Source organism: Streptomyces sp. NPDC042100 (genome assembly GCF_055582325.1).
The window spans coordinates 50701-77001 of record NZ_JBVJDK010000020.1; the positions used below are offsets into that span (position 1 = coordinate 50701).

21 protein-coding genes and 1 pseudogene are annotated in these 26301 nt (G+C 75.3%); 11 read left to right on the forward strand and 11 right to left on the reverse strand.

The window, feature by feature from the left end:
* Positions 1-24 precede the first annotated feature (24 nt).
* Positions 25-1222 (reverse strand): annotated as a pseudogene (locus ACZ6J5_RS32560) (IS110 family RNA-guided transposase).
* A 398-nt stretch (positions 1223-1620) separates the two neighbouring features.
* On the opposite strand from ACZ6J5_RS32560, the gene ACZ6J5_RS32565 reads away from it, so the two are divergent.
* The gene (locus tag ACZ6J5_RS32565; protein WP_469397486.1) at positions 1621-2028 is read left to right on the forward strand and encodes a hypothetical protein; all 408 of its coding nucleotides are present in this window, start codon (positions 1621-1623) and stop codon (positions 2026-2028) included.
* Here ACZ6J5_RS32565 and ACZ6J5_RS32570 read toward each other — a convergent pair.
* On the reverse strand, positions 1977-3107 hold the full coding sequence (locus tag ACZ6J5_RS32570) for a nitric oxide synthase oxygenase (RefSeq protein WP_469397538.1): 1131 nt from the start codon (positions 3105-3107) through the stop codon (positions 1977-1979). The two genes, ACZ6J5_RS32565 and ACZ6J5_RS32570, sit on opposite strands and share 52 nt — an antisense overlap.
* A 309-nt stretch (positions 3108-3416) precedes the next feature.
* Entirely contained in the window at positions 3417-5351 is a 1935-nt protein-coding gene (locus ACZ6J5_RS32575) for an ABC transporter ATP-binding protein (protein WP_469397488.1), read from the reverse strand.
* 170 nt (positions 5352-5521) lie between these two features.
* Here ACZ6J5_RS32575 and ACZ6J5_RS32580 point away from each other — a divergent pair, with 170 nt between their 5' ends.
* A complete protein-coding gene (locus tag ACZ6J5_RS32580; protein ID WP_469397489.1) occupies positions 5522-6247 on the forward strand; it encodes an alpha/beta fold hydrolase in 726 nt (241 codons plus the stop codon).
* A 31-nt stretch (positions 6248-6278) separates the two neighbouring features.
* Here the strand turns inward: ACZ6J5_RS32580 and ACZ6J5_RS32585 are convergent, their stop codons facing one another.
* From ACZ6J5_RS32585 to ACZ6J5_RS32600, 4 genes are read right to left on the reverse strand one after another with little or no spacing between them, the layout of a single operon-like run.
* The gene (locus tag ACZ6J5_RS32585) at positions 6279-8030 is read right to left on the reverse strand and encodes an alpha/beta hydrolase (protein WP_469397490.1); all 1752 of its coding nucleotides are present in this window, start codon (positions 8028-8030) and stop codon (positions 6279-6281) included.
* A 42-nt stretch (positions 8031-8072) separates the two neighbouring features.
* Complete coding sequence (locus ACZ6J5_RS32590) at positions 8073-9503, reverse strand: sensor histidine kinase (protein WP_469397491.1); 1431 nt, start codon at positions 9501-9503, stop codon at positions 8073-8075.
* Complete coding sequence (locus tag ACZ6J5_RS32595; protein ID WP_469397492.1) at positions 9500-10237, reverse strand: response regulator transcription factor; 738 nt, start codon at positions 10235-10237, stop codon at positions 9500-9502. The genes ACZ6J5_RS32590 and ACZ6J5_RS32595 overlap by 4 nt, the downstream gene beginning before the upstream one ends.
* A gap of 10 nt (positions 10238-10247) precedes the next feature.
* On the reverse strand, positions 10248-10829 hold the full coding sequence (locus ACZ6J5_RS32600) for an NUDIX hydrolase (RefSeq protein WP_469397493.1): 582 nt from the start codon (positions 10827-10829) through the stop codon (positions 10248-10250).
* Positions 10830-11060: 231 nt separating this feature from the next.
* On the opposite strand from ACZ6J5_RS32600, the gene ACZ6J5_RS32605 reads away from it, so the two are divergent.
* Together ACZ6J5_RS32605 and ACZ6J5_RS32610 are read left to right on the forward strand one after the other, a co-directional pair.
* On the forward strand, positions 11061-12470 hold the full coding sequence (locus ACZ6J5_RS32605; protein WP_469397494.1) for an amidase: 1410 nt from the start codon (positions 11061-11063) through the stop codon (positions 12468-12470).
* Positions 12471-12628: 158 nt separating this feature from the next.
* Entirely contained in the window at positions 12629-13702 is a 1074-nt protein-coding gene (locus ACZ6J5_RS32610) for a chitinase (protein WP_469397495.1), read from the forward strand.
* Between the two features lie 64 nt (positions 13703-13766).
* On the opposite strand, the gene ACZ6J5_RS32615 is transcribed toward ACZ6J5_RS32610, so the two are convergent.
* Positions 13767-15335 carry a glycerol-3-phosphate dehydrogenase/oxidase gene (locus tag ACZ6J5_RS32615; RefSeq protein ID WP_469397496.1) on the reverse strand — a complete coding sequence of 523 codons (1569 nt, stop codon included), beginning with the start codon at positions 15333-15335 and terminating at the stop codon, positions 13767-13769.
* The gene (locus ACZ6J5_RS32620; protein WP_469397497.1) at positions 15332-15952 is read right to left on the reverse strand and encodes a TetR/AcrR family transcriptional regulator; all 621 of its coding nucleotides are present in this window, start codon (positions 15950-15952) and stop codon (positions 15332-15334) included. The genes ACZ6J5_RS32615 and ACZ6J5_RS32620 overlap by 4 nt, the downstream gene beginning before the upstream one ends.
* Before the next feature lie 74 nt (positions 15953-16026).
* On the opposite strand from ACZ6J5_RS32620, the gene ACZ6J5_RS32625 reads away from it, so the two are divergent.
* On the forward strand, positions 16027-17622 hold the full coding sequence (locus tag ACZ6J5_RS32625) for an FAD-binding oxidoreductase (protein ID WP_469397498.1): 1596 nt from the start codon (positions 16027-16029) through the stop codon (positions 17620-17622).
* Positions 17623-17724: 102 nt separating this feature from the next.
* Entirely contained in the window at positions 17725-18606 is an 882-nt protein-coding gene (locus tag ACZ6J5_RS32630; protein WP_469397499.1) for a diacylglycerol/lipid kinase family protein, read from the forward strand.
* Between the two features lie 20 nt (positions 18607-18626).
* On the opposite strand, the gene ACZ6J5_RS32635 is transcribed toward ACZ6J5_RS32630, so the two are convergent.
* A complete protein-coding gene (locus ACZ6J5_RS32635) occupies positions 18627-19802 on the reverse strand; it encodes an alpha/beta hydrolase (RefSeq protein WP_469397500.1) in 1176 nt (391 codons plus the stop codon).
* 85 nt (positions 19803-19887) lie between these two features.
* Here ACZ6J5_RS32635 and ACZ6J5_RS32640 point away from each other — a divergent pair, with 85 nt between their 5' ends.
* The 3 genes from ACZ6J5_RS32640 to ACZ6J5_RS32650 all read left to right on the forward strand — a co-directional run bounded on the left by ACZ6J5_RS32640 (position 19888) and on the right by ACZ6J5_RS32650 (position 23314).
* Entirely contained in the window at positions 19888-20880 is a 993-nt protein-coding gene (locus tag ACZ6J5_RS32640) for an ArsR family transcriptional regulator (RefSeq protein ID WP_469397501.1), read from the forward strand.
* Between the two features lie 182 nt (positions 20881-21062).
* Complete coding sequence (locus ACZ6J5_RS32645; RefSeq protein WP_469397502.1) at positions 21063-22199, forward strand: tetratricopeptide repeat protein; 1137 nt, start codon at positions 21063-21065, stop codon at positions 22197-22199.
* Positions 22196-23314, forward strand: a complete 1119-nt coding sequence (locus ACZ6J5_RS32650) for a polyprenyl synthetase family protein (RefSeq protein WP_469397503.1) — start codon at positions 22196-22198, stop codon at positions 23312-23314. The genes ACZ6J5_RS32645 and ACZ6J5_RS32650 overlap by 4 nt, the downstream gene beginning before the upstream one ends.
* Positions 23315-23396: 82 nt before the next feature.
* On the opposite strand, the gene ACZ6J5_RS32655 is transcribed toward ACZ6J5_RS32650, so the two are convergent.
* Positions 23397-23867, reverse strand: a complete 471-nt coding sequence (locus ACZ6J5_RS32655; protein WP_469397504.1) for an Lrp/AsnC family transcriptional regulator — start codon at positions 23865-23867, stop codon at positions 23397-23399.
* Positions 23868-24034: 167 nt separating this feature from the next.
* Here ACZ6J5_RS32655 and ACZ6J5_RS32660 point away from each other — a divergent pair, with 167 nt between their 5' ends.
* Entirely contained in the window at positions 24035-25132 is a 1098-nt protein-coding gene (locus ACZ6J5_RS32660) for an EamA family transporter (protein WP_469397506.1), read from the forward strand.
* The gene (locus ACZ6J5_RS32665) at positions 25125-26300 is read left to right on the forward strand and encodes an amino acid aminotransferase (protein ID WP_469397508.1); all 1176 of its coding nucleotides are present in this window, start codon (positions 25125-25127) and stop codon (positions 26298-26300) included. The genes ACZ6J5_RS32660 and ACZ6J5_RS32665 overlap by 8 nt, the downstream gene beginning before the upstream one ends.
* The last annotated feature ends 1 nt before the right edge of the window (position 26301 follow it).

Here is a 26301-nt window from a genome sequence, read left to right on the forward strand (position 1 = left end):
GCTTGGGTGGTGGGCAAGCAGCTCTCAAGTCGCTCGGACGGCTTGGGGTTCGTAGAAGGTTCCGTCGCGGAGCATGGCGAAGTGGACGTCGGCCCGGCGTCGGGCGAGGCAGAGCAGGGCCTGGGTGGGGTGCTTGCCCTGGGCGATCTTCTTGTCGTAGTAGGTGCGTGATGCCGGGTCGGCCAAGGCGGCGAACGCGGAGAGGAAGAAGGCTCGTTTGAGCTGCTTGTTGCCTCTCCGGGAGGGTTGTTCGCCGCGGATCGAGGAGCCCGAGCTGCGGGTCGCGGGGGCGAGTCCGGCGTAGGCGGCGGAGGTGGCCGGCGGTCGGGAAGGTGCTGCCGTCGCCGACCTCGATCAGGATCCTGGCTCCGGTCCTGACGCCGACTCCCGGCATCGACGTCAGGACCTTCGAAAGAGGGTGGGCCTCCAGCAGTTCCTCGATCCGCCCGGCCAGCAGTTTCCGCTGGTCAAGGACGGCGGCCAGGGATCCGGCCAGGCTCGGGACGATCAGCGCGGCAGCCTCGGTCCCCGGAACGGTGACGGTCTGCTCGTCCAGAGCGGCGAAGATCTCCTCGACCAGCCGCTCGGCCGTCCTCGGGGCCTTCGGCCGCAGCAGGGTGACCAAGCGGCGCCGTCCGGCCGTGCGGATCTGGGTCGGCGACCCGAACTGTTCCAGCAGGGTCAGGACGGCCGGGTGTTGCAACCGCGGCCCGAGCACCCGTTCCAGCGAGGGATGGATCTGCGTCAACAAGCCGTGCAGCCGGTTGGAGACTCTGGTCGCTTCGCCGGCCAGGTCGTCGTCGAAGTCGACGATCATCTCCAGCTCGGCGATCGTCTCGTCCTCGCCGTCGATCGCCCGCAGCGTATGAGGCATCGCGCGGGCCGCGTCCGCGATGATGAACGCGTCCTTCGCATCCGTCTTGGCCTCGCCTGGGTTGAGGTCGGCGATCCGCCGCATCGTCAGCCCCGTGAGATAGGCGACCGGGCAGCCCATGTCCCTCGCGACCGCCAGCGGCAAGGCTCCGATCGAAGCAGGCTGGTCCACCAGGACCGTCCCATGCTTGGCCTGCAACTTCGCGAACAGCTCGCGGAGCTTCGGTTCGGTGTTGGGCAGCCGCTTGTCGAACGCCTTCTTCCCGGCCGGGGGCACCGCAGTGGCGTGGTGTTCGCCCTTGCCGACGTCCAGGCCGAAAAAGGCGTCGATGTGGCCGGTGTCGATCACGTGCAGGCCCCTCCATCACGCTTTCGTCCGGCCTTGCCTGGGCACCGAGCTGCCACACCCACGTTACGGAGAGCTCTTCCGGCTCGGGTGAAGCCGGTGCTCAAGCCCCTCATCAGCGGTCCGTCGATGCCTCCGGGCCCGGTGACACCACCCCCCCCGGATCATGAACAACAAGGGGGGAAGCCATGCCGGACCCGAAGGCCGGTAGCCGCATTGCGGAGCCACGAAGACGGTAACGGGGGGGAGTTTGCACGCCCATGGGTCGAAACGGGTCAGATGTTTTCCAACCAAAGCCGAAATAAGTCCAGTTGATCTACCGTGGCCACCTGTACGCGAGCTGTGTGTCCCGGCATGCATGGCCTCAGGCCGACCGATGTTCTTGGCGCTGGGCGATATCCATGCTGGTCCGCTTTGGGGAGGTGTGTCGTGGCAGCTGGGTTCCTGGCGCGTTCGCGCACCGTGCTCGTGGGGGTGCTGGGGCTGACGCTGCTCGGCGCCACGGTCTCGGTATAGGCGGCGGACGCCTCCCGCAAGGCCGGCTCACCCCGCTCGACGCGCACGTCCGTCGGGCCGCGCCCGACCGGCGCGACCCGCCCCCGCTGGTCCGGCGCAGTTACTCCTACGAGAGCGGACCCGACGACCGGGGCCTGCTCTTCTCCTGCTTCCAGCGCGACCTGGCGGCCGGTTTCGAGACCGTCCAGCGGCGGCTCGCGGGCGAGGCGATGACCCAGTACCAGCTGACCGTCGGCGGCGGCTACTTCTTCGTACCGCCGCCCGGGAACACCTGGCCCGCCGCCCTCGGCTGACCCGCCTCCTCCCGGGCCAGGAAGGCCGGACGGAGGGCGGGGTCCGGTGGGGTGTAGTAGCGGTGGAAGACCGAGGTCGCCGCGCCGGACATCGGGGGGACGATCCAGCTCCAGTCGGCCGGGGTCACGCGGCCCAGGCGGGACTCCTGGGCGATGTGGCGCAGGAAGCGGTCCGATTCGGTGTGGTGGTCGGCCATCGTCACGCCGTCCGCCTCGTACGAGTGGAGCACCGCCACGTTGAGCTCGACCAGCGCCCGGTCCCGCCACAGCGTGCGTTCCGAGGAGCGGTCCAGGCCCAGGCGGTCGGCCACCACCGGCAGGAGGTCGTAGCGGTCGGTGTCGGCGAGGTTGCGGGCGCCTATCTCCGTGCCCATGTACCAGCCGTTGAACGGCGCCGCCGGGTACCGCACGCCCCCGATCTCCAGCGTCATGTCGCTGATCGCCGGCACCGCGTACCAGCGCAGCCCCAGCTCCGCGAACCACGCGTGCTCGGGGTGCCGCAGCGGGACCTCCAGGACCGCGTCGTCCGGGAGCTCGTACCACTCGGGGCGCCGGTCCGGGGCCTCCCGGACCATCAGCGGGAGGGTCTGGAAGGGCTCCTCGTCCCGCTTCCAGCCCAGGTGGCGGGCGCGTGCCGTCAGCATCGAGCCACGCGGGTCGCCCTTCCACGAGCCGTCCGACGTGCGGTGGCCCGCGTACCGCACCAGCTGGTCGTTCACGATCCGGGGGCCCGGCCGGTCGGGCCGGTCGGGTGCGAAGACGGACAGCACCGGGCGGATCCGGCCGCCGTTGCCCGCGAGCCGCAGGTGTTCGAAGCACGCCTCCGCGATGGCGTCCGCCGCCGTCACGTGCCGCAGGTCCCGCACCACCATGCTCCGCCAGTACAGCCGCCCTATGCAGCGCGCCGCGTTCCGCCAGGCGACCCGGGCGCCGAAGGTCAGCTCGGCGGGGGAGTGTTCGTACGTCCCGGTCCGGTCGATCTCGTCCAGCACGGCCCGCACCCGGTCCTCCACGTCCGCCGCCCGCTGCTGCTCCCCGTGGAACTGGCGGATGAAGGCCTCCGCCTCGCCCCGGTCCACGAAACCGGTGCCCGCGGCCGGTGTCCGGGGCTGCTGCGGTGCCGACGCGCCCGGATACGGGCACGAGCCCTCGCTCGTGGCGCTCCTCGTGGCGTTGCCGGATGCGGACTTGCGGCGGCGAACCAGACTGAAGACCAAGGTGATCCCTCCCGCACCCATGACTACCGGATGGAATCGCGCGTGTGTGGAGAGTAGTCGAATCCGCGTTTGGGGGCGGCGTCGCTGGTAGGCTGGCCGGTTCGCGTCAGGCGCTGGGCGTCGTCCGCACCCGCCGGTCCGGGTCCAGACCCGGACCCGGACCGGCGGTGTCTACCGGGTCTCCGTCCCCGCCCGCTGCTCGGGGATCCCCCGGTCGTTCTGCAGCGCCAGCAGCTCCTGGAACAGCCCCGGGGCCGCCGCGAGTTCCGCGTACGTCCCCTGCTGGATGATCCGGCCGTGGCCGAGCACGACGACCCGGTCGGCCACGGCCACGTTCGCGAGACGGTGGGTGACGAGGACGACCGGGCGGTCCTTCGCGATCTCGCGGAGCCCCGCGAAGATCCGGTGCTCCGCGCGCGCGTCCAGCGCGCTGGTGGGCTCGTCGAGCACGAGCAGGCCCGGCCGGTAGAAGGCCCGGGCGATGGCCAGGCGCTGCCACTGGCCGCCGGACAGCTCGACGCCGCCGAACCACTCGCGGGCGAGCAGCGTGTTCCAGCCGCTCCGCAGCTCCTGGACGACCTCGGTGGCGCCCGAGCGGTCGGCGGCCCGGCGCAGGGACTCCCCGTCGTCCGCGTGGGGCTGGCCGAGGGTGATGTTCTCCTCGGCGGTGAGCGGCCAGTGCGCGAAGACCTGCGGGACGACGGCGGTGTGCCTCCACATCGCGTACGGGTCGAGGGTGCGCACGTCCCGGGCGTCCCAGCTGACCGTGCCCCGGGTGGGGAGGTACAGGCCGGCCAGCAGCTTGGACAGGGTGGTCTTGCCGGAGCCGTTCTCACCGACGAGCGCGACGACCTCCCCGGCCCGCACCTCCAGGGTGACGTCCCGGAGGGCGGGTCCGTCCGCCTCGGGGTACGTGTACGACAGGTCCCGCGCGCACACGGACTTCGGGGGGCCGGGGACGACGGTGCCGCGGTCGAGGCGGTGGCCGCCCGCCTCGGAGATGAAGTCGACCCAGTCGTCCACGTACAGGCCGGTGCGGAAGATCTGGGTGCCGTAGCCCACGATCCCGTACAGGTTGTTGCTGACGGTCTGGAGGGCGAACACGGCCGTGCCCGCCGTCGCGAGCGTCATCCGGCCGGTGGCGAGCAGTCCGACGAGCGCGCTCCACATGACGGCCGAGGCGACCCCGCCGGCCAGCGAGCCCGCGAACGCCCACCGCGCGCCCCGGTGGATGGCCCGGTCGGTGACGGCGTCGACGCGGGCGCCGATCTCCCGGTAACGCCCCAGCAGGAAGCCGAACATGGTGCCCGCGCGGAGCTGGTCCGCGATCTGCCGGTCGGCGATGTACCAGCGCAGGTGCCCGAGCGTGCGCCGCTCCGCCGACACCGCCCGGCTGCTCTCCCAGTGCAGGTGCGCGCCCTTCATCCGGGCCAGGGCCTGCGGCAGCACGGCGAGGACGAGCAGGGGGAGGAGCGCGGGATGGAGGACTGTGACGACACCGGCCGCGGCGATGATCGAGGCGAGACAGGACATCAGCATCTGCGACTCGGTGATGAGGTCCTTGGCGACGTCGGCGCCCCGGTCGGCGTGGTCCCACTTGTCGTTGAAGCCGGGATGGTCGTACGCGGTGAGCTCGGCGTTCGCGGCGGCGTGCAGCATCTCCAGTTCGGCCTCGCGGGAGATCCGAGGCGACAGGCGGGAGGAGACGTTCGAGATGACGATGCCCAGGACGGCCCGGATCGCGACGGCGGCGGCGATGAGCACGATCGACGGCAGCGCCTCCGCCAGCCGTTCGCGGATGTCGCCCGCCGAGACCAGGGAGGTGATGGTGCCGCCGGTGGCGACGAGCCCGGCCGCTTCGAGGACGGCGGAGAGCGCCTGGCAGGACAGCAGGACGGTGACCGCCCCGCGGTCCACCCGCCAGCCGAGCGCGAGCCCTTTGCGGACGAGCTGCGGTAGGCGCCGGACCATGACCCAGGGAGAGGTCGGCTTGCCGTCGAGCGCGGCCAGTTTGGGCTGGACGAAGCGGTAGGTCTCGGCGGCCGGTGGGGCGGGGGAGGCGTCCGTGGCCGTGGCGCCGGTGCCGGGGTCGCTGGTGGAAGGCAAAGGCCCGTTCCCTTCGGTCGAATGCGACGGAGTTGCGAAGGAAGGGACGGACTACCCGGCCCGAGGGGCCCGCGCACCCGCGCCCGCCCGGATCACCCGAGGGGGTGAGCGGTCCGGCGAGGGGCCCGTATGACAATCTCGGTGCACGCCCCGAGCAGGAGGTACAGCCCGTGAACACCGAGACGATCCACGGCCGTTCGGACCGCGAGCGGCCCGCGTTACTGCTGGTCCACGGCGCCTGGCACGGCGCCTGGTGCTGGGACCCGGTGCGCATCGCGCTCCAGTCCGCCGGCCGGCACGTCCACGCCCTGGACCTGCCCAGTGCCCGGCCCTCGTACGGCGGCCCCCCGGACGGGGCGGACCAGGTCGGCATGGCGGACGACGCCGAAGCGATACGCGAGGCCCTGCGCACCGTCGACGGCCCCGTGGTCGTCGTCGCCCACTCCTACGGCGGCGTCCCCGCCACCGAGGCCGTCGCGGACGCCCCGAACGTGGTGCGGGTGGTCTACCTCGCCGCCTTCCAGCTCGACGCGGGGGAGAGCATGGCCACCTTCCTCGGCGGCCATGTCCCGGACGACGGCACGGGCCAGGCCCGGCCGCCCGCCGACGCCCTGACCTCCCTCTACGACGACGTGCCCGAGGAAGAGGCGGCGCGCGCGATCGCCCGGCTGCGCCCCCAGAGCGTCCGCTCCTTCACGGAGCCGGTGACCGCGGCGGGCTGGCGCACGGTGCCGTCCACCTACGTCGTCTGCGAGAACGACCGCACGCTCGACCCCGCCCGGCAGGCCGAACTCGCCCGCCGCGCCGGCTCCGTCCACCGGCTCCCCAGCGGGCACTCGCCGTTCCTGTCGATGCCCGGCAGGCTCGCGGACCTGCTCGACGGCGTCGACACGTGAGCGTGCCGGGCCGCCGGGACCGCCCGGGCCGTCATGGCGTGCAGGTCGTCCCGGGGCGGACCTCGGTGAGCGACACCAGGTACTCCTCGACGTGCCGGTCCACGCAGGCGTCGCGCCCGTAGCCGGTGTGGCCCGCCGCCTCCAGCGTCAGCAGCATGCCGCCGGGGAACTGGCGGGCCAGACCGACCGCTTCGGCGTACGGGGTGGCCGGGTCGCCCGTCGTGCCGACCACCAGCACGGGCGGCACGCCGGGCGCGTGCACCCGGTGCGGGCGCTGCCGCCCGGCGGGCCAGTCCGCGCAGACCAGCTCGCCGGTCACGCCCGAGGCGCCGTACACGCCCGCCGCCCTCTCGGCGGGGGCCAGCGCGTCCCAGTAGGCCCGCTCGTCCCGGGCGTGGGGCACGTCCAGGCAGGTGACCGCGAGGAACGCCGCCTCGCCGTTGTCCTCGGGGACCGGCGGCCGGGAGCCGGGAGCGGGCGACGGCCCGCCGCCGTCGGCCGCCCCCGAGTCCTCGTCCCCTGCGTCCCCTGCGTCCCCTGCGCCCTCTTCGCTCTCTGCGCCTTCTGCGCCTTCTTCATCCCCGTCACCCTCCCCGTCACCCTCCTCGTCGCCTTCGGCGTCCGCCTCGCCCGTGGCCAGCGCCGCCAGCCTCGTCCCGTCCCCGGCGTCCGCCGCGCGCAGCGCCTCGGACAGCTCCTGCCACTGGGCCTCGGGCGTGTACATGGACAGGCTGAGCGCGGCGACCAGGTCCGCCGTGCCGAGGGCGTCGGCGGAGCCGGTCACCGGCAGCGGCTCCGTCCGCGTACGGCTCAGGAGCCGGTCGACGAGCGCGCGTATCTCCTCGGGCGTGGCGCCCGGGCAGGCCGCGCCGACGGTGTCGGCGCACGTGTCCGCGTAGTCCTCGACGGCGTCCCGGAAGCCCGTGGCCTGGCCGATCGCCCGCTGCCGCCAGTCCAGCGAGGGATCGACCGCCCCGTCCAGGACCATCGCGCGGACGCGGCGCGGGAACTGCTCGGCGTACGAGGTCCCCAGGCTCGTGCCGTACGACCAGCCCACGTACGTCAGCTTCCGCTCACCCAGCGCCGCCCGCAGCACGTCCAGGTCCCGTGCCGCGTCCTGGGTCCCCACGTGCGGGAGCAGCGGGCCGGCGGCCTCGCGGCAGGCGGCGGAGGTGGCGCGCGCGTCCGCCAGGGCGGCGGCCCGCTCGGCGCCGGTCCGGGGGTGCGGCCGCACCTCGGCGGGGGCGGCGGCCGAACGGTCGCTCCCGTCCGCCTCGGTGCGGCAGGTGAGGGCGGGCCTGCTCTCGCCGACGCCGCGCGGGTCGAACGCGACGACGTCGAACCGCTCGCGCACCGCGCGCCCGAGCTCGTCCGCGAGCCCGTCCTTCAGCGCCTGGACACCGCGCTCGCCGGGCCCGCCGGGGTTGTAGAGGAGCGCGCCGACGCGCTTCCCCGCCGACCGGGCCGCCGCCTTCGCCACCGGCAGCGAGAAGGTCCTGCCGTCGCCGGGGCGGGCGTAGTCCATCGGCACGGTGAGGTCGGCGCACTCGTACGCCTCGCCGCAGGCGCGCCAGGTGAGCCGCTGCCCGTAGAAGCTCCGCAGCTCGGGGCGTTCGGCCGGGTCGGCGGGGCCACCGGGGCCCGCCGGCCCGGCCGTGCACGCGGCCAGGGTGGTCGCGCCGAGAACGGCGAGGGCGAGGCCCAGGACGAGGGCCTGACGGCGGGGTGCGGCGGCGCGGATCACGAGGTACTCCCGTAGCTGGTCGGTCCCGGGAATGATCACGCGTGGATGCTGAGGGTTTCCTGAGGGACGTACGGGCACCCCTCAGGCCGACGCCGACGCCGACGCCGACGCCGACGCCGACGCCGACGCCGACGCCGAGACCGGCAGCCGCAGGACGAACCGGGCCCCCGTGGCCCCTCCGGCATCCCCGGCGCCCCCGGTGCCCGCGCCGCCCGCCTCCGCTGTGAGCGTGCCCCCATGGGCGTGGGCCACCCAGGAGGCGATCGACAGGCCGAGGCCCGTCGAACCGGAGCCGCTGCGGAAGCGTTCGAACAGCGCGCCCGCCACCTCCGGCGGCAGTCCCGGCCCCGCGTCCTCGACGGTCACGGTGCCGTCGCGGGTGACGGTGACGAGGACGTCCGCCGGGGCGCCCGGCGCGTGCCCGTGCGTCAGCGCGTTCCCGAGGAGGTTGCCGACCGCGCGGCGTACGAGGTCGGGGTCGGCCACGACGACCGTCTCCGCCGTCTCCACCCGTACCGTGTGGCCCGCCACGGGCACCTCCTCGACGACCGTCTCCACCAACTGGTCCAGCCGCAGCGGCTGGCGGGCGAGCGCGGCCGTGCCGGACATCAGCCGGGCGCGGGTGAGCAGACCGTCGACGAGTTCGCCCATGCCCTCGGCGAGGCGCAGGGTGCGCCGGTGGACCTCGGTGCCGTCGGTCTCGCCGCGCAGCGCGGTCTCCGCGAGCGTGCGGAGCGAGGCGGCCGGGGTCCGCAGGTCGTGCGCGGCGTCCGCGAGGAACGCCTCCTGCCGGTCGAGCGCCGCCAGCGCCGGGCGGACGGCCCGCCCGGACAGGACGTGCCCGACGGCCGCCGACAACAGGACGAGCAGCGCGCAGCCGCCGGTCACGAGCCGGGTGAGCCGCTCGTGTTCGGCGCGTGGCCCGGCCGCGTCGGCCGAGGCGACGAGCACCCCCTGCGGGGCCTCGTCCTCGGCCGCGTCCGGCGCGTAGAAGGGCTGCGCGAAGACCCGTACCGGCTGTCCGTCCCCGGTCCGCCGGTCGAAGGCCCGAGGCTCGTCGGCGCGGACCGCCGCGCGCCCGGCGGCCAGGACCACCTCCGGGGGCACGGTCAGGCACGCCCCGGCCGGCGCGTGCCGGACGGCCAGGCCGCCCGGGGCGTCGGCGGCGGCGAGCAGCACGGTCAGCGGCGGGCAGTCGGTGTCGACCGTCTCGGCCAGCACGCCGGTGTCGAGCCGCCCCGCGTCGTCGGTCTCCAGGAGCCCGAGGGCCCAGCTGGTGTCGGCGTCCAGCGCGTGGTCGAGCTGCTCGCGCCAGCGGGCGCTGTCGCCGCGCACCGCCAGGACCGCCATCGCGATCAGCCCGGCGGCGCTGGTGAGCGCGAACAGCAGGCTGATCCGCCGCCGCAGCCGCAGCACCCGCGCGGTGGGCGTGAGCGCACCCGTCCGCGCCGGTCCCCGTACCGCCCGGCGGCGGCGCCGGAGCGGGCGCCGCAGCCGCCCGCCGTCCCTCATCGGGCGGAACCCGAGGCGGAACCCGAGGCCGGGTCCGAGGCCGGGTCCGAGGCCGGGCCCGACGCCGCGTCCGAATCCGGGGCGAGCCGGTAGCCGACCCCTCGTACGGTGTGGATCAGGGGCGGGGCGCCCAGCTTCCGGCGCAGCTGGGAGACGAGCACTTCCAGCACGTTCGACTGGGGCTCGGCCATCTCGTCCCAGCAGCCCTCGATCAGCTCGGCGCGCGAGACGGCCCGGTCGGCGCGGGTGGCGAGGAGTTCCAGGACCGCGAACTCCCGGCTCGTCGGCGTCAGCAGCACCCCGCCGCGCCGCACCTGCCGCCGTGCCGTGTCGATCTCCAGGTCCCCGACGCGGTGCACCGGCGGGCGCACGGTCGCGGCCCGCCGGCACAGGCTGCGCACCCGGGCCACCAGCTCCGGTACGGCGAAGGGCTTGACGAGGTAGTCGTCGCCGCCGCGCGCGAAGCCCTCCACCCGGTCGGCGACGGTGTCCCGCGCGGTCAGGAACAGCACGGGCACGCTCCGGCCCGCGCGCCGCAGCCCTTCGACGAGGACGGCGGCGTCGCCGGAGGGCAGCATCCGGTCGAGGACCGCGCAGTCGTACGCGGTCACGAACAGCGCCTCGTCCGCCTGCGGCAGATCGGCCGCCTCGTCGACCGCGAGACCGGCCGCCCGAAGGGCGGCGGCCACACCGAAACGGAGGTCTTCGTCGTCCTCGACCAGCAGTACGCGCACGCCGTTCACCCTAACCGGGCGGCTCTACCCGGCCGCCCGGCACCAGCGGCGCCCGCTCGGGCACGAGCCGGAGCCGGTCGAAGCCGGGTTCGTGGGCGACCGGGTCGCCCGGCACCTGGAAGTGGACGGCGATCCGCGCGCCGGCCGCGTACGCGCGGAGCCCCGCCCGGCAGTAGGCGACGACCGGATCCGGCGGCGCGTCGAGCGGGAACCAGTCCATGCCGTCGCAGACCTCCGGCTCCCGGATCGACGGCGTGCCCCGCCAGCGCCGCACCTCGAAGAAGAAGCCGACCCGGGCGCGGCCGGTGGGCCCCCGGTGGTGCACGGTCAGGGCCGCGCGCACGTCGCCGGGCTCGACCACCAGCCCCGTCTCCTCGCGCGCCTCGCGCACGAGGGCGGTGACGACGTCCTCGTGCGGGCCGTCGAGGTGCCCGGACGGCAGGTGCCACATCCCGGCCGCGTACACCGCGCCCGCCCGCCGGGACAGCAGCACCTCGGTGCCGTTCGGGCCGTCCCGTAGCGCCATCAGGTGCACGTCGAGCGGTTCGGTGTGCCGCGCGCCGGCGGCCGGAGGTGTCCCGAGGGTGGTCATCGCGTCTCCCGGTGCTGTGAGGGTCGAGGTGCGTGGCTCGTGGGCCGGTAGCCGGTGGCCGTGGGCCGGGGTGCTTCGCTCGTGGGGCGGGGATCGGGGCGCGGGCGCCGCGCACCCTCGCCTGTTACCCGGCGGTAGGCCATGATGGCGTTCGACACCCGTGCGCATGCCCCGAGTTCATGTCGTCGTGCACGCGCATGTCCATACGACGGCCGGGGGGCTGAGGTAACGGTGACGACTTTCGAGGAACGAGCCGCGGTGCACGCGTTCGGCGACGACTCCCTGGGGGAGCACGACGCCGTCGGGCTCGCGGCGGCGATCCGGCGCGGCGAGGTCGGCGCGGCGGAGGCGGCCCGGGACGCGGCGGAGCGGGTGCGCGCCGTCGAGGAGCGGCTGCACGCGGTGCAGGTCCACGTCGAGGCCCCGGTGCCGGTCGAGGACGGCCCGCTGGCCGGGGTGCCGAGTTTCGTGAAGGACAACACGGACTACCTCGGCCTGCCCACCGCGCACGGCAGCGCGGCCTTCGTGCCCCGCCCCGCGCGGCGCCACGCCGCCTTCACCCGCCAGTTCCTGAGCAGCGGCGTGACCGTGCTCGGCAAGACCCGGCTGCCCGAGTTCGGCTTCAGCCCGACCACCGAGTACGAGGGGGCGGAGCCGGTCCGCAACCCGTGGCACACCGGCTTCTCGGCGGGCGGTTCCTCGGGCGGCAGCGCGGCGCTGGTGGCGGCCGGCGCGGTGCCGGTCGCCCACGCGAACGACGGCGGCGGCTCGATCCGCATCCCGGCCGCGTGCTGCGGCCTGGTCGGGCTCAAGCCGACCCGGGGCCGGGTGGCGGCGAACGCCCAGAGCCGGCAGCTCCCGCTGGACCTCGTCACCGACGGGGTCGTGAGCCGTTCCGTACGGGACACCGCCGCGTTCCTCGCGGCGGCCGAGGCGTACCGGCGCGGCCCGGCCCTGCCGCCCGTCGGCCTGGTCGAGGGTCCCGCGAGGCGCCGGCTGCGCATCGGCTTCCTGGAGGACTCGCCGAACGGCGTCGGCGTCGACGCCGCCACCCGTGCCGCCGTCACGGAGACGGTGGCGCGCCTCGCCCGGCTCGGGCACACGGTGGAGCCCGTGGAGCTGCGTATCGACCCCCGCTTCACCGACGACTTCCTCGTCTACTGGGGGATGCTGTCGTTCCTGCTCGGCGTCACCGGGCGCACGCTGGGCGACGGCTTCGACCGGCGCCGGATGGACGGGCTGAGCCGGGGGCTGCGCGAGGCGTACGTGAAGGCGTGGCGCGGTACGCCGGGCGTGCTGCGCCGGCTGAGGCGGACGAAGGAGGGGTACGCGGAGTCGTTCCGCGGACTGGACCTGGTCCTGTCGCCGGTGCTCGCCCACACGACGCCCAGGATCGGGCACCTGAGCCCGGCGGTGCCGTACGCGACGCTGGTCGAGCGGATCCTCGCGTACGTCGCCTTCACGCCGGTGAACAACGTGGTCGGGACGCCGTCGCTCTCGCTGCCCGCCGACACGGCGACGGAGGACGGACTGCCCGTCGGCGTGATGTTCTCGGGCCGTCCCGGCGCCGAACGCACCCTGCTGGAGCTCGCCTTCGAGCTGGAGGCGGACCGCCCGTTCCGGCGCATCCAGGACGTGTGACAAGGGGAATCGCAGGCGGCGTGGCCTGACGCCCATGGAAGTCCCAACTCTCCATGCCCGCACACCTGTTGACGAATGGTCTGGACCAACCTACCGTCGCTTTCAGTGTGCACGTCATGCCCCGCCCCCGCATTCCCCCCACGTCTCGAGGAGCACGCATGTCAGCTCGCCGGATCGCCCGCGCCCTCGGCGCGGGCCTCGCCGCCCTGATGGCCGCCACCGCGCTCGCCGCCCCCGCCGCGCAGGCGGCCCCCCCGTCCGCCGCCCCCGCCGCCGACACCTGCGCCCTCAAGCCGAGGCCCGCCGGGAAGGTGCTCCAGGGCTACTGGGAGAACTGGGACGGCTCCGCGAACGGTGTGCACCCGCCGTTCGGCTGGGCGCCCATCGACGACCCCCGCTTCGCGGCCCACGGCTACAACGTCGTCAACGCCGCCTTCCCGGTGATCCGTTCGGACGGCACCGTGCTGTGGGAGGACGGCATGGACAGCACCGTGAAGGTCTCCACCCCGGCCCAGATGTGCAGCGCGAAGGCGGCCGGCGCCACCATCCTGATGTCGATCGGCGGCGCCGCCGCGGGCATCGACCTGAGCTCCCGCGCGGTCGCCGACCGCTTCATCGCGACCATCGTGCCGATCCTGCAGAAGTACAACTTCGACGGCATCGACATCGACATCGAGACCGGCCTGGTCGGCAGCGGCAGCATCACCACGCTCTCCGCCTCGCAGGCCAACCTGGTCTACATCATCGACGGGGTGCTGGCCCGGATGCCCGCGGGCTTCGGACTGACGATGGCGCCGGAGACCGCGTACGTCACGGGCGGCAGCGTCGCCTACGGATCGATCTGGGGCGCGTACCTGCCGATCGTCAAGAAGTACGCGGACAACGGGCGCCTGTGGTGGCTCAACATGCAGTACTACAACGGCAGCATGTACGGCTGCGCCGGCGACTCCTACTCGGCGGGCACCGTCGCCGGGTTCGCGGCGCAGACCGACTGCCTGAACAAGGGCCTCGTCGTCCAGGGCACCACGATCCGCGTCCCGTACGACAAGCAGGTCCCGGGCCTGCCCGCGCAGCCGGGCGCGGGCGGCGGCTACATGTCGCCCTCCCTGGTCGCCCAGGCCTGGAACCGCTACAACGGCGCGCTCAAGGGCCTGATGACCTGGTCCGCGAACTGGGACGGCTCGAAGGGCTGGACCTTCGGCGACAACGTCAAGGCCCTCCAGGGGCGCTGACGGCCGCCCGGTGAGCCGACGGCAGGGCCCGCCCCCGTCCACCGGGGCGGGCCCTCGCCGCGCGTCAGCCCACCCGCGCGCCCCGCGCCAGCGCGTCGCGCGCCGCCTCCTCGGCGAGCGCCCGGTCCGCCGCGACCAGGCCGACGCGGGTGCGCCGGTCCAGCAGGTCGCCGGTGTCGAGGGCGCCCTCGTGGCGCACCGCCCACAGGAGTTCGGCGCCCGTGACCGGGTGGCCGGGCACGACCGGCCGGGCGAGCGCCGGGTCGGCGAGGCCGAGCGCGTGGACACCCGCCGCCTCGGTGCCGTAGCGGCGGACGAGCCGGGCCGGCAGGTCGAGCCCGGCGAGGGCGCGCGGGCTCGCCGCGCCGACCAGCGGCAGTGACGCGGTCCGGCACGGGCCCGCCGTCAGGCCCCCGGCGGCCACGGCCGCGTCGACGGCGTCCTGCGCCATCCGGCGGTACGTGGTCAGCTTGCCGCCGACGACGGTGACGACCCGGTCGGGCGAGGTCAGTACCGCGTGCCTGCGCGAGATGTCGGCGGTGCGGCCGGACGCGTCCCGGGTGTCGAGCAGGGGCCGCAGCCCCGCGAACGCCCCGACCACGTCGGCGCGGCCCACGGTGACGTCGAGCGCGGAGCCGAGCACGTCGAGCAGGAAGCCGATGTCGGTCTCCGGCACCTCCGGCACGTCGGGGACCTCGCCGTCGACCGGCTCGTCGGTGAGGCCCACGTACACGCGTCCGTCGCCCTGCGGCAGGACGAGCACGAAGCGGTTGGTCTCGCCGGGGATCGGGATGTGCAGCCCGGCGGCGAGCTCCCCGAGGGTCTCCGAGCGCAGCACGAGATGGGTGCCGCGCGAGGGCCGCAGCCGGATGTCGGGGACGAGGCCGCCGGCCCAGACCCCGGCCGCGTTCACGATCGTGCGGGCGCGCAGCCGCACCTCCTGGCCGGTGGTCTCGTCGCGGACCAGCGCCCCGTCGCCGGACAGTTCGAGGGCGCGGACCCGGGTGAGGATCCGGGCGCCGTGCGCGGCGGCGGTGCGGGCGACGGCGGTGACCAGGCGGGCGTCGTCGGTGAGCCGCCCGTCCCAGGACAGGAGGCCGCCGCGCAGCCCGACCGGGCGCAGCGCCGGGGCGAGGTGGCGGGTCTCGACGGCGGACAGCGTCCGGGGCCTCGGCAGGGTGCGGCGCGAGGTGCGGGCGCCGACCCGCAGCATGTCCCCGGCGAGGAATCCGGCGCGCGCCAGGGCGGCCTGGCCGCTGCCGACGAGCGGGGTGAGCGGCAGCACGAACGGCTGGGCGCGCACGAGGTGGGGGGCGGTGCGCTCCATCAGCACGCCGCGTTCGACGGCGCTCTCGTGGGCGACGTCGAGCTGGCCCGACGCCAGATAGCGCAGCCCGCCGTGGATGAGCTTGGAGCTCCAGCGGGAGGTGCCGAAGGCGAGGTCGTGGGCGTCGATCGCGGCGACGCTCAGCCCGCGGGACGCCGCGTCGAGGGCGGCTCCGGCACCGGTGGCGCCGAGCCCGACGACGAGGACGTCGACCGTCTCGCCGTCGCCGAGCCGCGCCAGCTCGCGCCGTCGCCGCTCGGCGTCGAGGGAGGAACCGGGCAGGGCGGTGCCGCTCGTGGGGTTCATGGCGTGAGGGTCCTCTCCAGCAGGGTGCGCAGCTCGTCGAGGAAGGCGGCTTCGCTCAGTTCGGGATCGGTCTCGTCGGTCATGGTGCGCATCGACAGCGTGAAGGACTGCACCACGAGCAGCAGGGTGCGGGCCTGGAGGTCCGGCCGGACGTGCCGGACCGAGCCGTCCTCGTGGCCGTCCTCCAGGGCCGTGTGGAGCAGGCCGAGCAGGGCGTCCTGGCTGGCGCCGCGGCGGTCCAGGACGTACGGCAGGAGCAGTTCGGGGTCCACGTCGAGGATCTTGTGGAAGAGCGGGTGGGACCGGAACGCCCGGGCGCCCTCCACCAGCCCCTCGACGATCCGCTCCCGCGTCGGCGCGGCCGTGGCCGAAGCCGGGTCGGCGTCGTCGGGCGGGGGCATGGCCCCGGCGGCGACGGCGATCCACTCACGGGTCATCAGGTCGCCGACGAGGCTGCGCACATCGGGCCAGCGCCGGTAGAGCGTCATCCGGGACACACCCGCGCGCCGGGCGACGTCGGTGAGGGTGGTGCGGCGCACGCCGACGGCGAGGACGCAGTCGCGGGCGGCGTCGAGGACGGGATCTGCGTCCGCATGGTTGTGACGAATGGGCGTCATCTGTCACAGTGTAATGCCAGCGCGGGCCGAATGGCAGCGCCGTCCGTGAAACAGACCGTGAGGAAGCTCTCGAAGTGGACATGTTGTGGAGCGGCTGGGGCGACCCGGCCAAGGCGGCGCCCCTGCCCGAATCGGTCACCGGCCTGCTGCGTGACCTGCTCGGCGTCACCCCGCGCGAGGCCGGCCCGTCCGCCCTCGACCAGATCGAGGCACCCGCCCCCGCCCTCACCGAGAAGGCCGACCGCGCGCTGCGCGCCGCCGTCGCCGCGCCCGACGCGGTCCGCGACGACGCCGAGACCCGCATCCGGCACACCCGGGGCAAGTCGACCCCCGACCTGCTCCGCATCCGCGCCGGAGAGGTCACGGACATCCCGGCCGCCGTCGTCCTGCCCGGCAGCCACGACGAGGTCCTCGCCGTGCTGCGCGCCTGCGCCGAACACGGCCTGTCCGCCGTCCCCTTCGGCGGCGGCACCTCCGTCGTCGGCGGCCTCGCCCCCGCCGGCGGACGGCCCTTCGTCGCGCTCGACCTGCGCCGGCTCGACCGGCTCCTCGCCGTCGACGAGGTCTCCCGCACCGCCACCCTCCAGCCCGGACTGCGCGGCCCCCGGTGCGAGGAGCTGCTGAACGAGCGCGGCTGGACCCTCGGCCACTTCCCGCAGTCCTTCGAATGGGCCACCGTCGGCGGCTTCGCCGCCGCCCGCTCCAGCGGCCAGGCCTCCGCCGGCTACGGCCGCTTCGACGAGATGGTCCTCGGCCTGACCGTCGCCACCCCCGAGGGCACCCTGGAGACCGGCCGCGCCCCGCGCTCCGCCGCGGGACCCGACCTGCGCCAGCTCGTCCTCGGCTCCGAAGGCGCCCTCGGCGTCATCACCGCCGTCACCGTCCGGATCCGCCCGCTGCCCACCACCCGGATCTACGAGGGCTGGCGCTTCGCCTCCTTCGACGCCGGCACCGCCGCCCTGCGCCGCCTCTCCCAGGACGGCCCGCGCCCCACCGTGCTGCGCCTGTCCGACGAGTCCGAGACCTTCATCGGCCTCGCCCAGCCCGACGCCATCGGCAGCGCCGAACTCCCGCGGAACCCCGGCTGCATGGCCGTCGTCGGCTTCGAGGGCACGGAGGCGGAGACCGCCGCCCGCCGCGCCGCCGTCCGCGAGGTCCTGCTGGCCTGCGACGGCGAGTTCATCGGCGAGGAGCCCGGCGACAGGTGGGAGCACGGCCGCTACAACGCGCCCTACCTGCGCGACGCCCTCCTCGACGCCGGCGCCTTCGCGGAGACCCTGGAGACGGCCGCCTTCTGGTCCGCGATCCCCGAGCTCTACGCGGGCGTCCGCGACGCCCTCACCCGGACCCTCACCGAGGCCGGCACCCCGCCGCTCGTCATGTGCCACATCTCGCACACGTACGAGAACGGCGCCTCGCTCTACTTCACCGTCGTCTCCGCCCAGGGCGAGGACGCCGTCGGCCACTGGGCCCCCGCCAAGCACGCGGCCAACGACGCGATCCTCGCGGCGGGCGGCACCATCAGCCACCACCACGGCGTCGGCACCGACCACCGCGACTGGTACGCCCGCGAGATCGGCCCGCTCGGCGTGCGCGCGCTCCAGGCGGTCAAGGCCGAGCTCGACCCCTCCGGCGTGCTCAGCCCCGGGATCCTCATCCCGCCCCGCTGACGCGCCCCGCGCACGGCCCCGCACCGCGCGCGCCCGCTCTCCCCGCGTTCCCCCCCCGCATTCCCCGCACCTCCCTTCTCCTGCCGCCCGGAGGGCAGACCCATGCGACAGTTCACCGCCGTCGTCAACCCCACCGCAGGGGGTTCCAGCGGCACGGCGGGCCTGCTCCCGCTCGCCCGGCTGCTGAGGGAGGCGGGCGCGGAACTCGACACCGTCTACAGCCGCAGCCTGGAACACGCCCGGGAACTCGCCCGGAACGCGGGCGCGAAGGGCCACGTCGTGCTCGCCGTCGGCGGTGACGGCATGGCCGGCACCGTCGGCGGCGCGCTCAGCGGCACCGACACCGTCTTCGGGCTCGTCCCGGCGGGCCGAGGCAACGACTTCGCCCGCGCCCTCGGGCTCCCCACCGACCCCGAGGGCCTCGCGAAGGTCCTCCTCGAAGGGAAGCCACGGGCCGTCGACACCATCGAGGTCGAGTCCGCCGTCCACCCCGGCACCTGCGTCCTCGGCAGCGTCTACGCGGGCGTCGACGCCGTCGCCAACCGGCACGCCAACGCCTCCCGGCTGCTGCGCGGCGCGGCCTCCTACTACGCGGGCGGCCTGCGCGCCGTCCTCGCCTGGAAGCCCGCCGCGTACCGGATCACCGTCGACGGCACCCTCCACGAGCGCACCGGCTACACCGTGATCGCCGCCAACTCCGGCTTCTACGGCTTCGGCCGGCAGGTCGCGCCCGGCGCCCGCGTCGACGACGGAATGCTCGACGTCGTCGTCATCAACAAGGCCCCCAAGCACCTCTTCTTCGCCATGATGAACGAGCTCAAGACCGGCGCCCACGTGCGCCGCCCCGAGGTCGAGATCCTGCGCGGCCGGGAGATCCGCATCGAGGCCGACCGCCCCCTCCCGTACGGCGCGGACGGCGAGGTGGACGCCACCCTCCCGGTCACCCTCCGGGTCCGCCCCGCCGCGCTCTCCGTCCTGGCCTGAGGCGGCCCGGGCACCCGCCGTCAGCGCGAGCGGCCGCGCCCCCGGCCCAGCCGCTCGTCGAAGAACCCCCCGACCCGGCGGCGCAGTCCGGCCCGGACCGGGCCCGGGGCGCCCGCGCCGACCAGGGCCGTGCGCGCGGCGCCCGTGACGAGGCCCGCCGCCCACAGCCGGGGGACCAGCGCCCCGTAGTCGGTGAACGCCCAGTGGCCGGCGCGAGGGAGCAGGGCGCGCGGCGACGGGAGGCCCGCCCAGGAACGCTCGACGCGCGCGCCCTCCGCGAAGCCCTCGGAGCGGAAGAGGAGCAGGTCCCGGCCGAGGCGAGCCGGGCCCCCGGCCGGATCCCCGGCCCTGACATCGCCCTGCCCCCCGGGCGGGAGTCCGCCCGGACGCGGGTCCAGGAAGCCCTCCAGGTTCGCCACCGCGCGGATCCGGGCGTCCGCGCAGGCCGCGTACACGGCCGCCGTGCCGCCCGCCGAGTGCCCGTAGGCCCCGATCCGGTCCCGGTCCATGACCTCGGCCAGGGGCAGCCCGCCCAGCCGGTCGAGCACGAAGCGCAGGTCCGCCACCCGCGTGTCGATCATCATGCGGAAGGTCGCGGCGTCCGGCGGCCCCGACAGCACCGTCGTCCGCATCCCGGTCGGCAGCTCCACCTGCGTCGCGTCCCCGGGGTGGTCGACGAGCACGACGACCCGGCCGTGGCTCGCCAGGTCCTCGCCGAGGCAGCTCCCGAGCGTGCGGGAGTCCCCGCCGCCTGGACCGTACAGCAGTACCGGCCGCCGCCCCGGCAGCGGCGGCGCGCCCAGGTACCCGTGGGTGCGGACCGCGCCCCAGTCCACGGCACCCGGCTCCGGCAGGCCCGGGTGGACCAGCGGCGCGTAGTCGGCGAAGACGGCGGCGGCGGCCGGCGTGAGCTGCGGCGCGCGCCGGAAACCCCGTACGGTACGGGCCGGATACAGCACCGTCAGCATCACCTCCCGCGCCCCGCCCGCCCACGGGTCGGTACGGGACGGGTCGGTCAGATGGACCGTCCGCAGCCCCACGGGATGGGGCCCGGTGGGCCCCGGCAGCCGGAGCAGCGGGGAGGCGGCGAGTGCGGGAGCGGCGCCCGCGGGGGCCGTGGCGCCCAGGAGTCCGGACGCGGCGAGGAGTGCGCCGCCGAGGACGGAGCGGCGGCCGATGGCGTGATGCGTCGTCATGACGGCATCCTTGGGGCGGGGCGGGGGCCCGCGCGAAGGTTCAGGCCCTGCCCGAAAGGCGTGCGTCGAACGGGGAGTTGTGCGGGTGCTGCGGATCCACTTCACGGCGGACGACATCGCGGCCGTCCGCTTCGCCCCGCGCCCGGTCCCGCTCCAGGAACTGCACGCGGCCCTGACGACGGCCCTCGCACCCCGCCCCGGGCCGCTGTTCGCGCCATGGCGGGCCCGCGTCCTGCGCACCCTGCCCGCCGCCACCGAGCCGCTCGCCGACCTCGTCCCGGCGGGCCGCCCGCCCGCCTTCCTCGACGTCCTCGGCGACACCCTCGCCGAGAGCCACGACCTGCTCCGCGCGACCGGCCCCGGCCTCGTCCGCGCGGAACTGCAACGCGTCTACGGGACGGCCCGCGCCCCCCGCTGGATCCACGGCCTGCACGCCGGCGACGAGGCGGCGTGGCGGACCGTCCGGCTCGCCCAGCGGGCCGCCTACGAGACCGTGCTCGCGCCGGTGTGGGAGCGCGTACGGGACCTGCACCGCGACGAGTTCGCCCGGCACGCCCTCGCCGTCGCCGCGCACGGCGTGGCCGGCGCGCTCACCGCCCTGATGCCCGGCAGCCGCTTCCGGGCGGGCATTTGGGAGTGGCCGGGGCCGGGGCCGGGCGGCCCGCCCGGGAGCACCGGGCGCCCACCCCGCGACGTGCGCCTCGACGGCCGCGGCCTCGTCCTGCTGCCGACCTTCCACCACCCGGCGGGCCCGCTCCTCCAGGACCTCCCGGAGCGCCCCGTCGTCCTCACCTACCCGGCGGGCCCCGGCCTCCCGCCCGTACCCGACGGGGCCGCCACCCGCGACGAGGCCCTGGACGGCGTCCTCGGCCGCACGCGCGCCGAAGCCCTCCGCCTGCTCGGCGCGCCCCGCACCACCGGCGGCCTGGCCCGGGCCCTGGGGGTGAGCGACGCGACGGCGTCCGCCCACGCGGCGGCGCTGCGCGCGGCCGGACTCGTCACGACCGCGCGGACCGGGAGATCGGTGACGCACGCGCGCACGCCGCTCGGCACGCTGCTGCTCGCGCGGGCGGCGTGAGGAGCCGTCACCATCGCTGGTCAACCCCCTTGTTGAGGACTCCCGGGCACCCGCGTAGCACTTGAGGATGACGTCCCGCCCCCATCGAGACGGATCTTCCCGCCCGGAACGGAACCCCGCGCCGGGAGCACCGTCTAGCTCCTCGTGCCGGCTTGATCGTCGAGCCGGCGGAGGAGGGACACATGGCGGGTCAGGTGAGCGGGGCGACGCGGACGAAGGCGTCCGCGCCGGAGTATCAGGGGGCGCTCGGGTCGCTGTCGGTGAACGCCTCCCTGCCCGAGGTGCTGGCCAAGGGCGTCGAGGAGCTCCGCGCGGCGGAGCTGGCCGGAGACCTCGCGGAGGTGGCGCGCTGCGGACTCGCGGTCGCCGAGGCCTGCCGCAGGCTCGGCCGGACAGAGGAGTCCGACCGGGCGTGGAAGGCCAGCTACCGGGCCGCCCGCTCGGCCGGACACCAGGGCGCGATGGCCTGGGCGCTGTGGAGCGGCGGCACCCTCGCCCGGCAGCGCGGCGCGCTCCGGCTCGCGTACCGGCTGCTGGGGCTCGCGGCCGAGATGGGCGAGCGCGGCGGCGACGTCGTCGTGCGCGGCTACTCGCTGGCGGGGCTCGCCGAGACCGGGCGCATCCAGGGCGACTACGAGGCCGTCGGCCGGCTCCACGAGCAGCTCCTCGCGGAGGCCCGCCGCCGAGGCGAGGCCCGCCACACGGTGTGGGCGCTGGAGGGCATCGCGCAGATGCACCGCAACACCGGCGACTACGACAAGGCCCTCGCCCTGTTCGAGGAGGCGGCCGAGACCGCCTCGCGCGCAGAGGACCGGCGCGGCTGGGCCTGGGCGCTGCGCGGCATCGCCGACGTGGTGTCCGTACGGGACGGGGACGTGGAGCGGGCCCTGGAGCTGCTCTCGCGGGCCGAGACCGCCTGCCAGGAGATACGCCTGGCCGGCGCGCTGGCCTACAACCACAAGATGCGCGGCAACGTGCTCTACCGCGCGGCCCGTTACGACCAGGCCCGGGACCTGTACGCGCAGGCGCTGGAGGAGTTCCTCGGCATGGAGGAGCCGCGCGGCACCGCGCTCGCGCGGCTGGGCCTGGTGAAGTCCGAGGCACGGCTCGGCCGCGACGCCGGGCGGACCGCCGCCGACCTCGCCGAACTGCGGGCGACGCTGGACCGGATCGGGCTCCGGCACGCCCGCGACATGGTGGACAAGGCCGCCGCGGAACTCGGCGTCGGCCCGCTGCCCGAGGACGGTCCGGCGGCGGCGGTCCTGCCCGAGGTCGGCGAACGGGCCCTGCGCGCCGCCGACGTGGAGGCCCTGCGTTGACGGCGCTCCCGACCCCGCTCGGGGCGGCACCGTCCGGCGCGCAGCCCCCGCCGCTCGCCGTCGTCCGCGCCGTCCCCCCGCCCGCCGCCGACCTCGCCGAGGTCCTGGAGCGCTGCCGCGAACGGGTCCGGCCCGCGCTCGTCGAGGCCATCGGGCGACTGCATCCCTGGACCGGCGAGATGGCCGCCTACGCGCTGGGCTGGGCCGGCCCCGACGGGCGTCCCGAACCGGGCGGGTCCGAGGGCAAGGGCGTGCGCCAGGCCCTCGCCTTACTGGGGGCGGAAGCCGTCGGCGCCGACCCGGCCGAGGCCGTCCCGGCGGCCGTCGCGGTCGAACTCGTCCACACCTTCTCGCTCCTCCACGACGACATCATGGACGCCGACGCCCTGCGCCGCCGGCGCCCCGCCGTCTGGAAGGCGTACGGGACCGGCCCGGCCGTCCTCGCGGGCGACGCGCTCCACGCGCGGGCCGTCGGCGTCCTCGCCGAGGCCCCCGGCCCGCACACCGGGGCCGCCGTCCGGCGCCTGTGCGGCACCCTCGACGACCTGGTCTCCGGCCAGGCCGAGGACCTGCGCTTCGAGGACCGCCCCTGGCGCGGCCCCGACGCCGTCACCCCCGCGCAGTACCGCACGATGGCCGAGCGCAAGACGGGCTCCCTGCTCGGCTGCGCCCTCGCCCTCGGCGCGCTGCTCGGCGGCGCCCCCGACCGGACCGTGACCGCCCTCGACCGCGCCGGACGCCACCTCGGCGTCGCCTTCCAGGCCGTCGACGACATCCTCGGCATGTGGAGCGACCCCGAGCTCACCGGCAAACCCGTGCACGCCGACCCGCGCCGGGGCAAGAAGACCCACCCGCTGCTGGTCGCGCTGTCCGGCGGCGGCGAGACCGCCCGCGAGCTGCTCGCGCTGCTCGCCGCCCCCCGGTCGCTCGACGACGAGGGCGCCGCGCGCGTCGCCGCGCTCGTGGCGGAGGCCGGCGGCCGCGCCGCGACCCGCGACGAGGCCCGCCGCCACCTGGACGCGGCCCGCCGCGCCCTGCGCGACACCCCGCTGGAGCCGGTCGCGTCCCGGCGGTTGGACGCGCTCTTCACCCACGTGCTCGACCGCACCCGCTGACCCGCCGCGCGGCGTCCCCACCCGAGGTGGGGACGCCGCGCCGGACCGGGGACCGCTGACCTCGCGTCAGCACGTCAGCACGTCAGCGCGACGGAGCCTGCGGGCGGGGGTAGACCCGGGACTGCTTCACGCTGCCGAAGGCGAAGCTGGACTCGATCGACGCGATACCGGGGATGGCGTGGATCCGCGTGCGCACCAGCGCCTCGTACGCCTCAAGGCTCTCGATCACCACGCGGAGCAGGTAGTCGCTGCTGCCCGCCATCAGATAACAGTCCTGGATGTGGTCGATGAGCCCGACGTGCTCCTCGAACACGTTCACGGCCTCGGCGTTGTGGCGGTCCAGCCGGATCCGGACGAAGACGGTGATCGGCAGCCCGAACGCCACCTGGTCGACGGTCGCCGTGTAGCCGCTGATCAGGCCCGCCTCCTCCAGCCGCCGGACCCGGCGCAGACAGGGGGAGGGGGAGAGCCGGATCCGGTCCGCGAGGTCCTGGTTCGACAGGCGCCCGTCGGCCTGCAACTCGTGGATGATCTGGAAGTCCACGGCGTCCATCGTCACTCCTTGGCAGATTCTGCCCCCAGGCTAAGTTCAGAGGGCAGAACTAGCAATCATCTGCCCGCCGTCAAGCCCTACGGTTGCTCATCAGGGGGAATTCGAACGACGGTTCCGCCGGTACGGCTCCGACGTCACCGACGTCTCCGAGCGGGAGGAACCACCACATGGCCGCGCCCCGAACGACCGAGGACCGGGCGGCGGCGGACCCGCCCGCCCCGCGCGCCCCGTCCGGACTCTCCGGACTCTCCGGACTCTCCCCACGGGCCGTCGGCATGGCCGCCCTGCTGCTCACGGTCGCGATCTGGGCCGCGTTCGCGCTGAGCGCCCGCGCCCTCGCCGCCTCCACCCTGCTGCCCGCCGACGCCGCCATGCTGCGCTTCGGCGTCCCCCTCGTCGTCCTGGCCCCCGCCCTGTGGCGGCGCAGACGACGGCTGGCCGCCGTCCGGCCGGGCCCGGCGGTGAAGATCGTCTGCGGGGCCGGGGTCCCGTTCTTCCTCGCCGCGATGTACGGCGGATCACTGACCTCCGCCGCCTTCGTCGGCGCCATCGTGCCCGGCATGGTCCCGCTGTTCGTCTCCGCCCTCATGGCCGCCGCCGGCAGGCCCGCCCCGCGCGGCACCCAGGCCGCCGGACTCGTGCTCATCGTGGCGGGCGTCGCGGCCCTGGTCTCACGCCATCTCACCGCCTTCGACGCGGACGTCCTGCTCGGCACCGGCACCCTGCTCGTCGCCAGCGGACTCTGGGCGCTCTACACCGTGGGCCTGCGCGAAGTGGACCTCGACCCCGTCGGTTCCATCGGCCTGCTCTGCCTGCCCTCCCTCGCCGTCATCGCGCTGCTGACCCTCACCGGCGTCCTGCCGTCCGGGCTCGCCCACGCCGCCGGCGCCGACATCGCCCTCTTCCTCGTCGTCCAGGGCCTGGGCGTCGGACTGTGCGCGGGCCTCCTGTACGCCTTCGCCATCCGCCGGCTCGGCCCGGAGCGCAGCGCCGTCGTCGGCAGCCTCAGCCCGGCCGTCGTCGTCCTCCTCGCGACCGTCCTCCTGGACGAGCGGCCGACCCCGCCCGTCGTGATCGGCGTCCCCCTCATCACCCTCGGCGTGGTGCTGGCCAACCGGAGCTCCCGCGCACGCCGCTCCCGCACCCGGGAGACCCGTACGGCCCCGGACCACGCCCGAGGCCCCACCGCCCCCACCACACCCGTCCCCACCGAGCACCGCCGCACCGTCGCGCACCACCGAACCGAGGTCTCACCCGATGCTTGAGCTGCTGCCCGCCCCGCCCGTCGACCCGCTGTGGGACCTCACCGCCGAGTACGCCGACGACCCCCGCCCCGAGCGGCTCAACCTGGTCCTCGGCGTCTACCGCGACCACACCGGGACCACCCCCGTCATGGCCGCGGTCAAGGAGGCGGAGATACGCCTGGCCGAACGCTCCGGATCCAAGGAGTACCTCGGCCTCTCCGGCAACGCGGAGTTCAACCGCGCCATGCTCACCATGGTCCTCGGCGGAGGGGACCTCACCGGCCGCGCCACCGCCGTGCAGACCGTGGCGGGCACCGGCGCTCTCCGCCTCCTCGCCGACCTCGTACGGCAGACCCGCCCCGGCACCACCGTCTGGATCAGCGACCCCGCCTACGTCAACCACCGCCCCATCCTCGAAGGCGCCGGGCTCACCGTCCGCACCTACCGCTGGCTCGACCCGGCGGACCTGCTCACCGACCTGCGCGCGGCGGACCGAGGCGACGTCGTCCTGCTTCAGGGCTGCTGCCACAACCCCACCGGTGTCAGTCCCTCGCCCGAGGTGTGGGAGGAGATCGCCGGCCTCGCCGCCGCTCGCGGCTGGGTCCCCTTCGTCGATCTCGCCTACCACGGCCTCGGCGACGGACTCGACGCCGACCTGGCGCCGACCCGGATGCTCGCCGCCCGCCTCCCCGAGACCCTGATCGCCGTCAGCTGCTCCAAGAACTTCGGCCTCTACAGCGACCGCACCGGCTGTGCCATCGTCCTCGGCTCCTCGGCGCGGACCCTGCGGCACGTCGAGACCACGCTCCAGAACGCGGCCCGCACCCTCTACTCCATGCCGCCCGACCACGGCGCCGCCGTCGTCGCCACGATCCTGGCGGACGAGCGGCTGCGGACCGCCTGGCGCACCGAACTCGACGCCATGCGCCGCCGCATCGGCGCCAACCGCACCGATCTCGTCGCCCACCTCGCCGCCCTCGGCCACGACCGGCAGGCGGAGCTCCTGGCCCGGCAGCAGGGCATGTTCTCGATGCTGCCGCTCACCCCCGCGCACATGGCCCGGATGCGCCGCCGCTCCGGCATCTACGGGACGAGCGCGGGCCGCGTCAACATCGCGGGCGTCCCCGCCGACCGCGTCCCCTGCCTGGCCCGGGGCATCGCGGACGCGCTGGAGACCGCCGGAGGGTGAC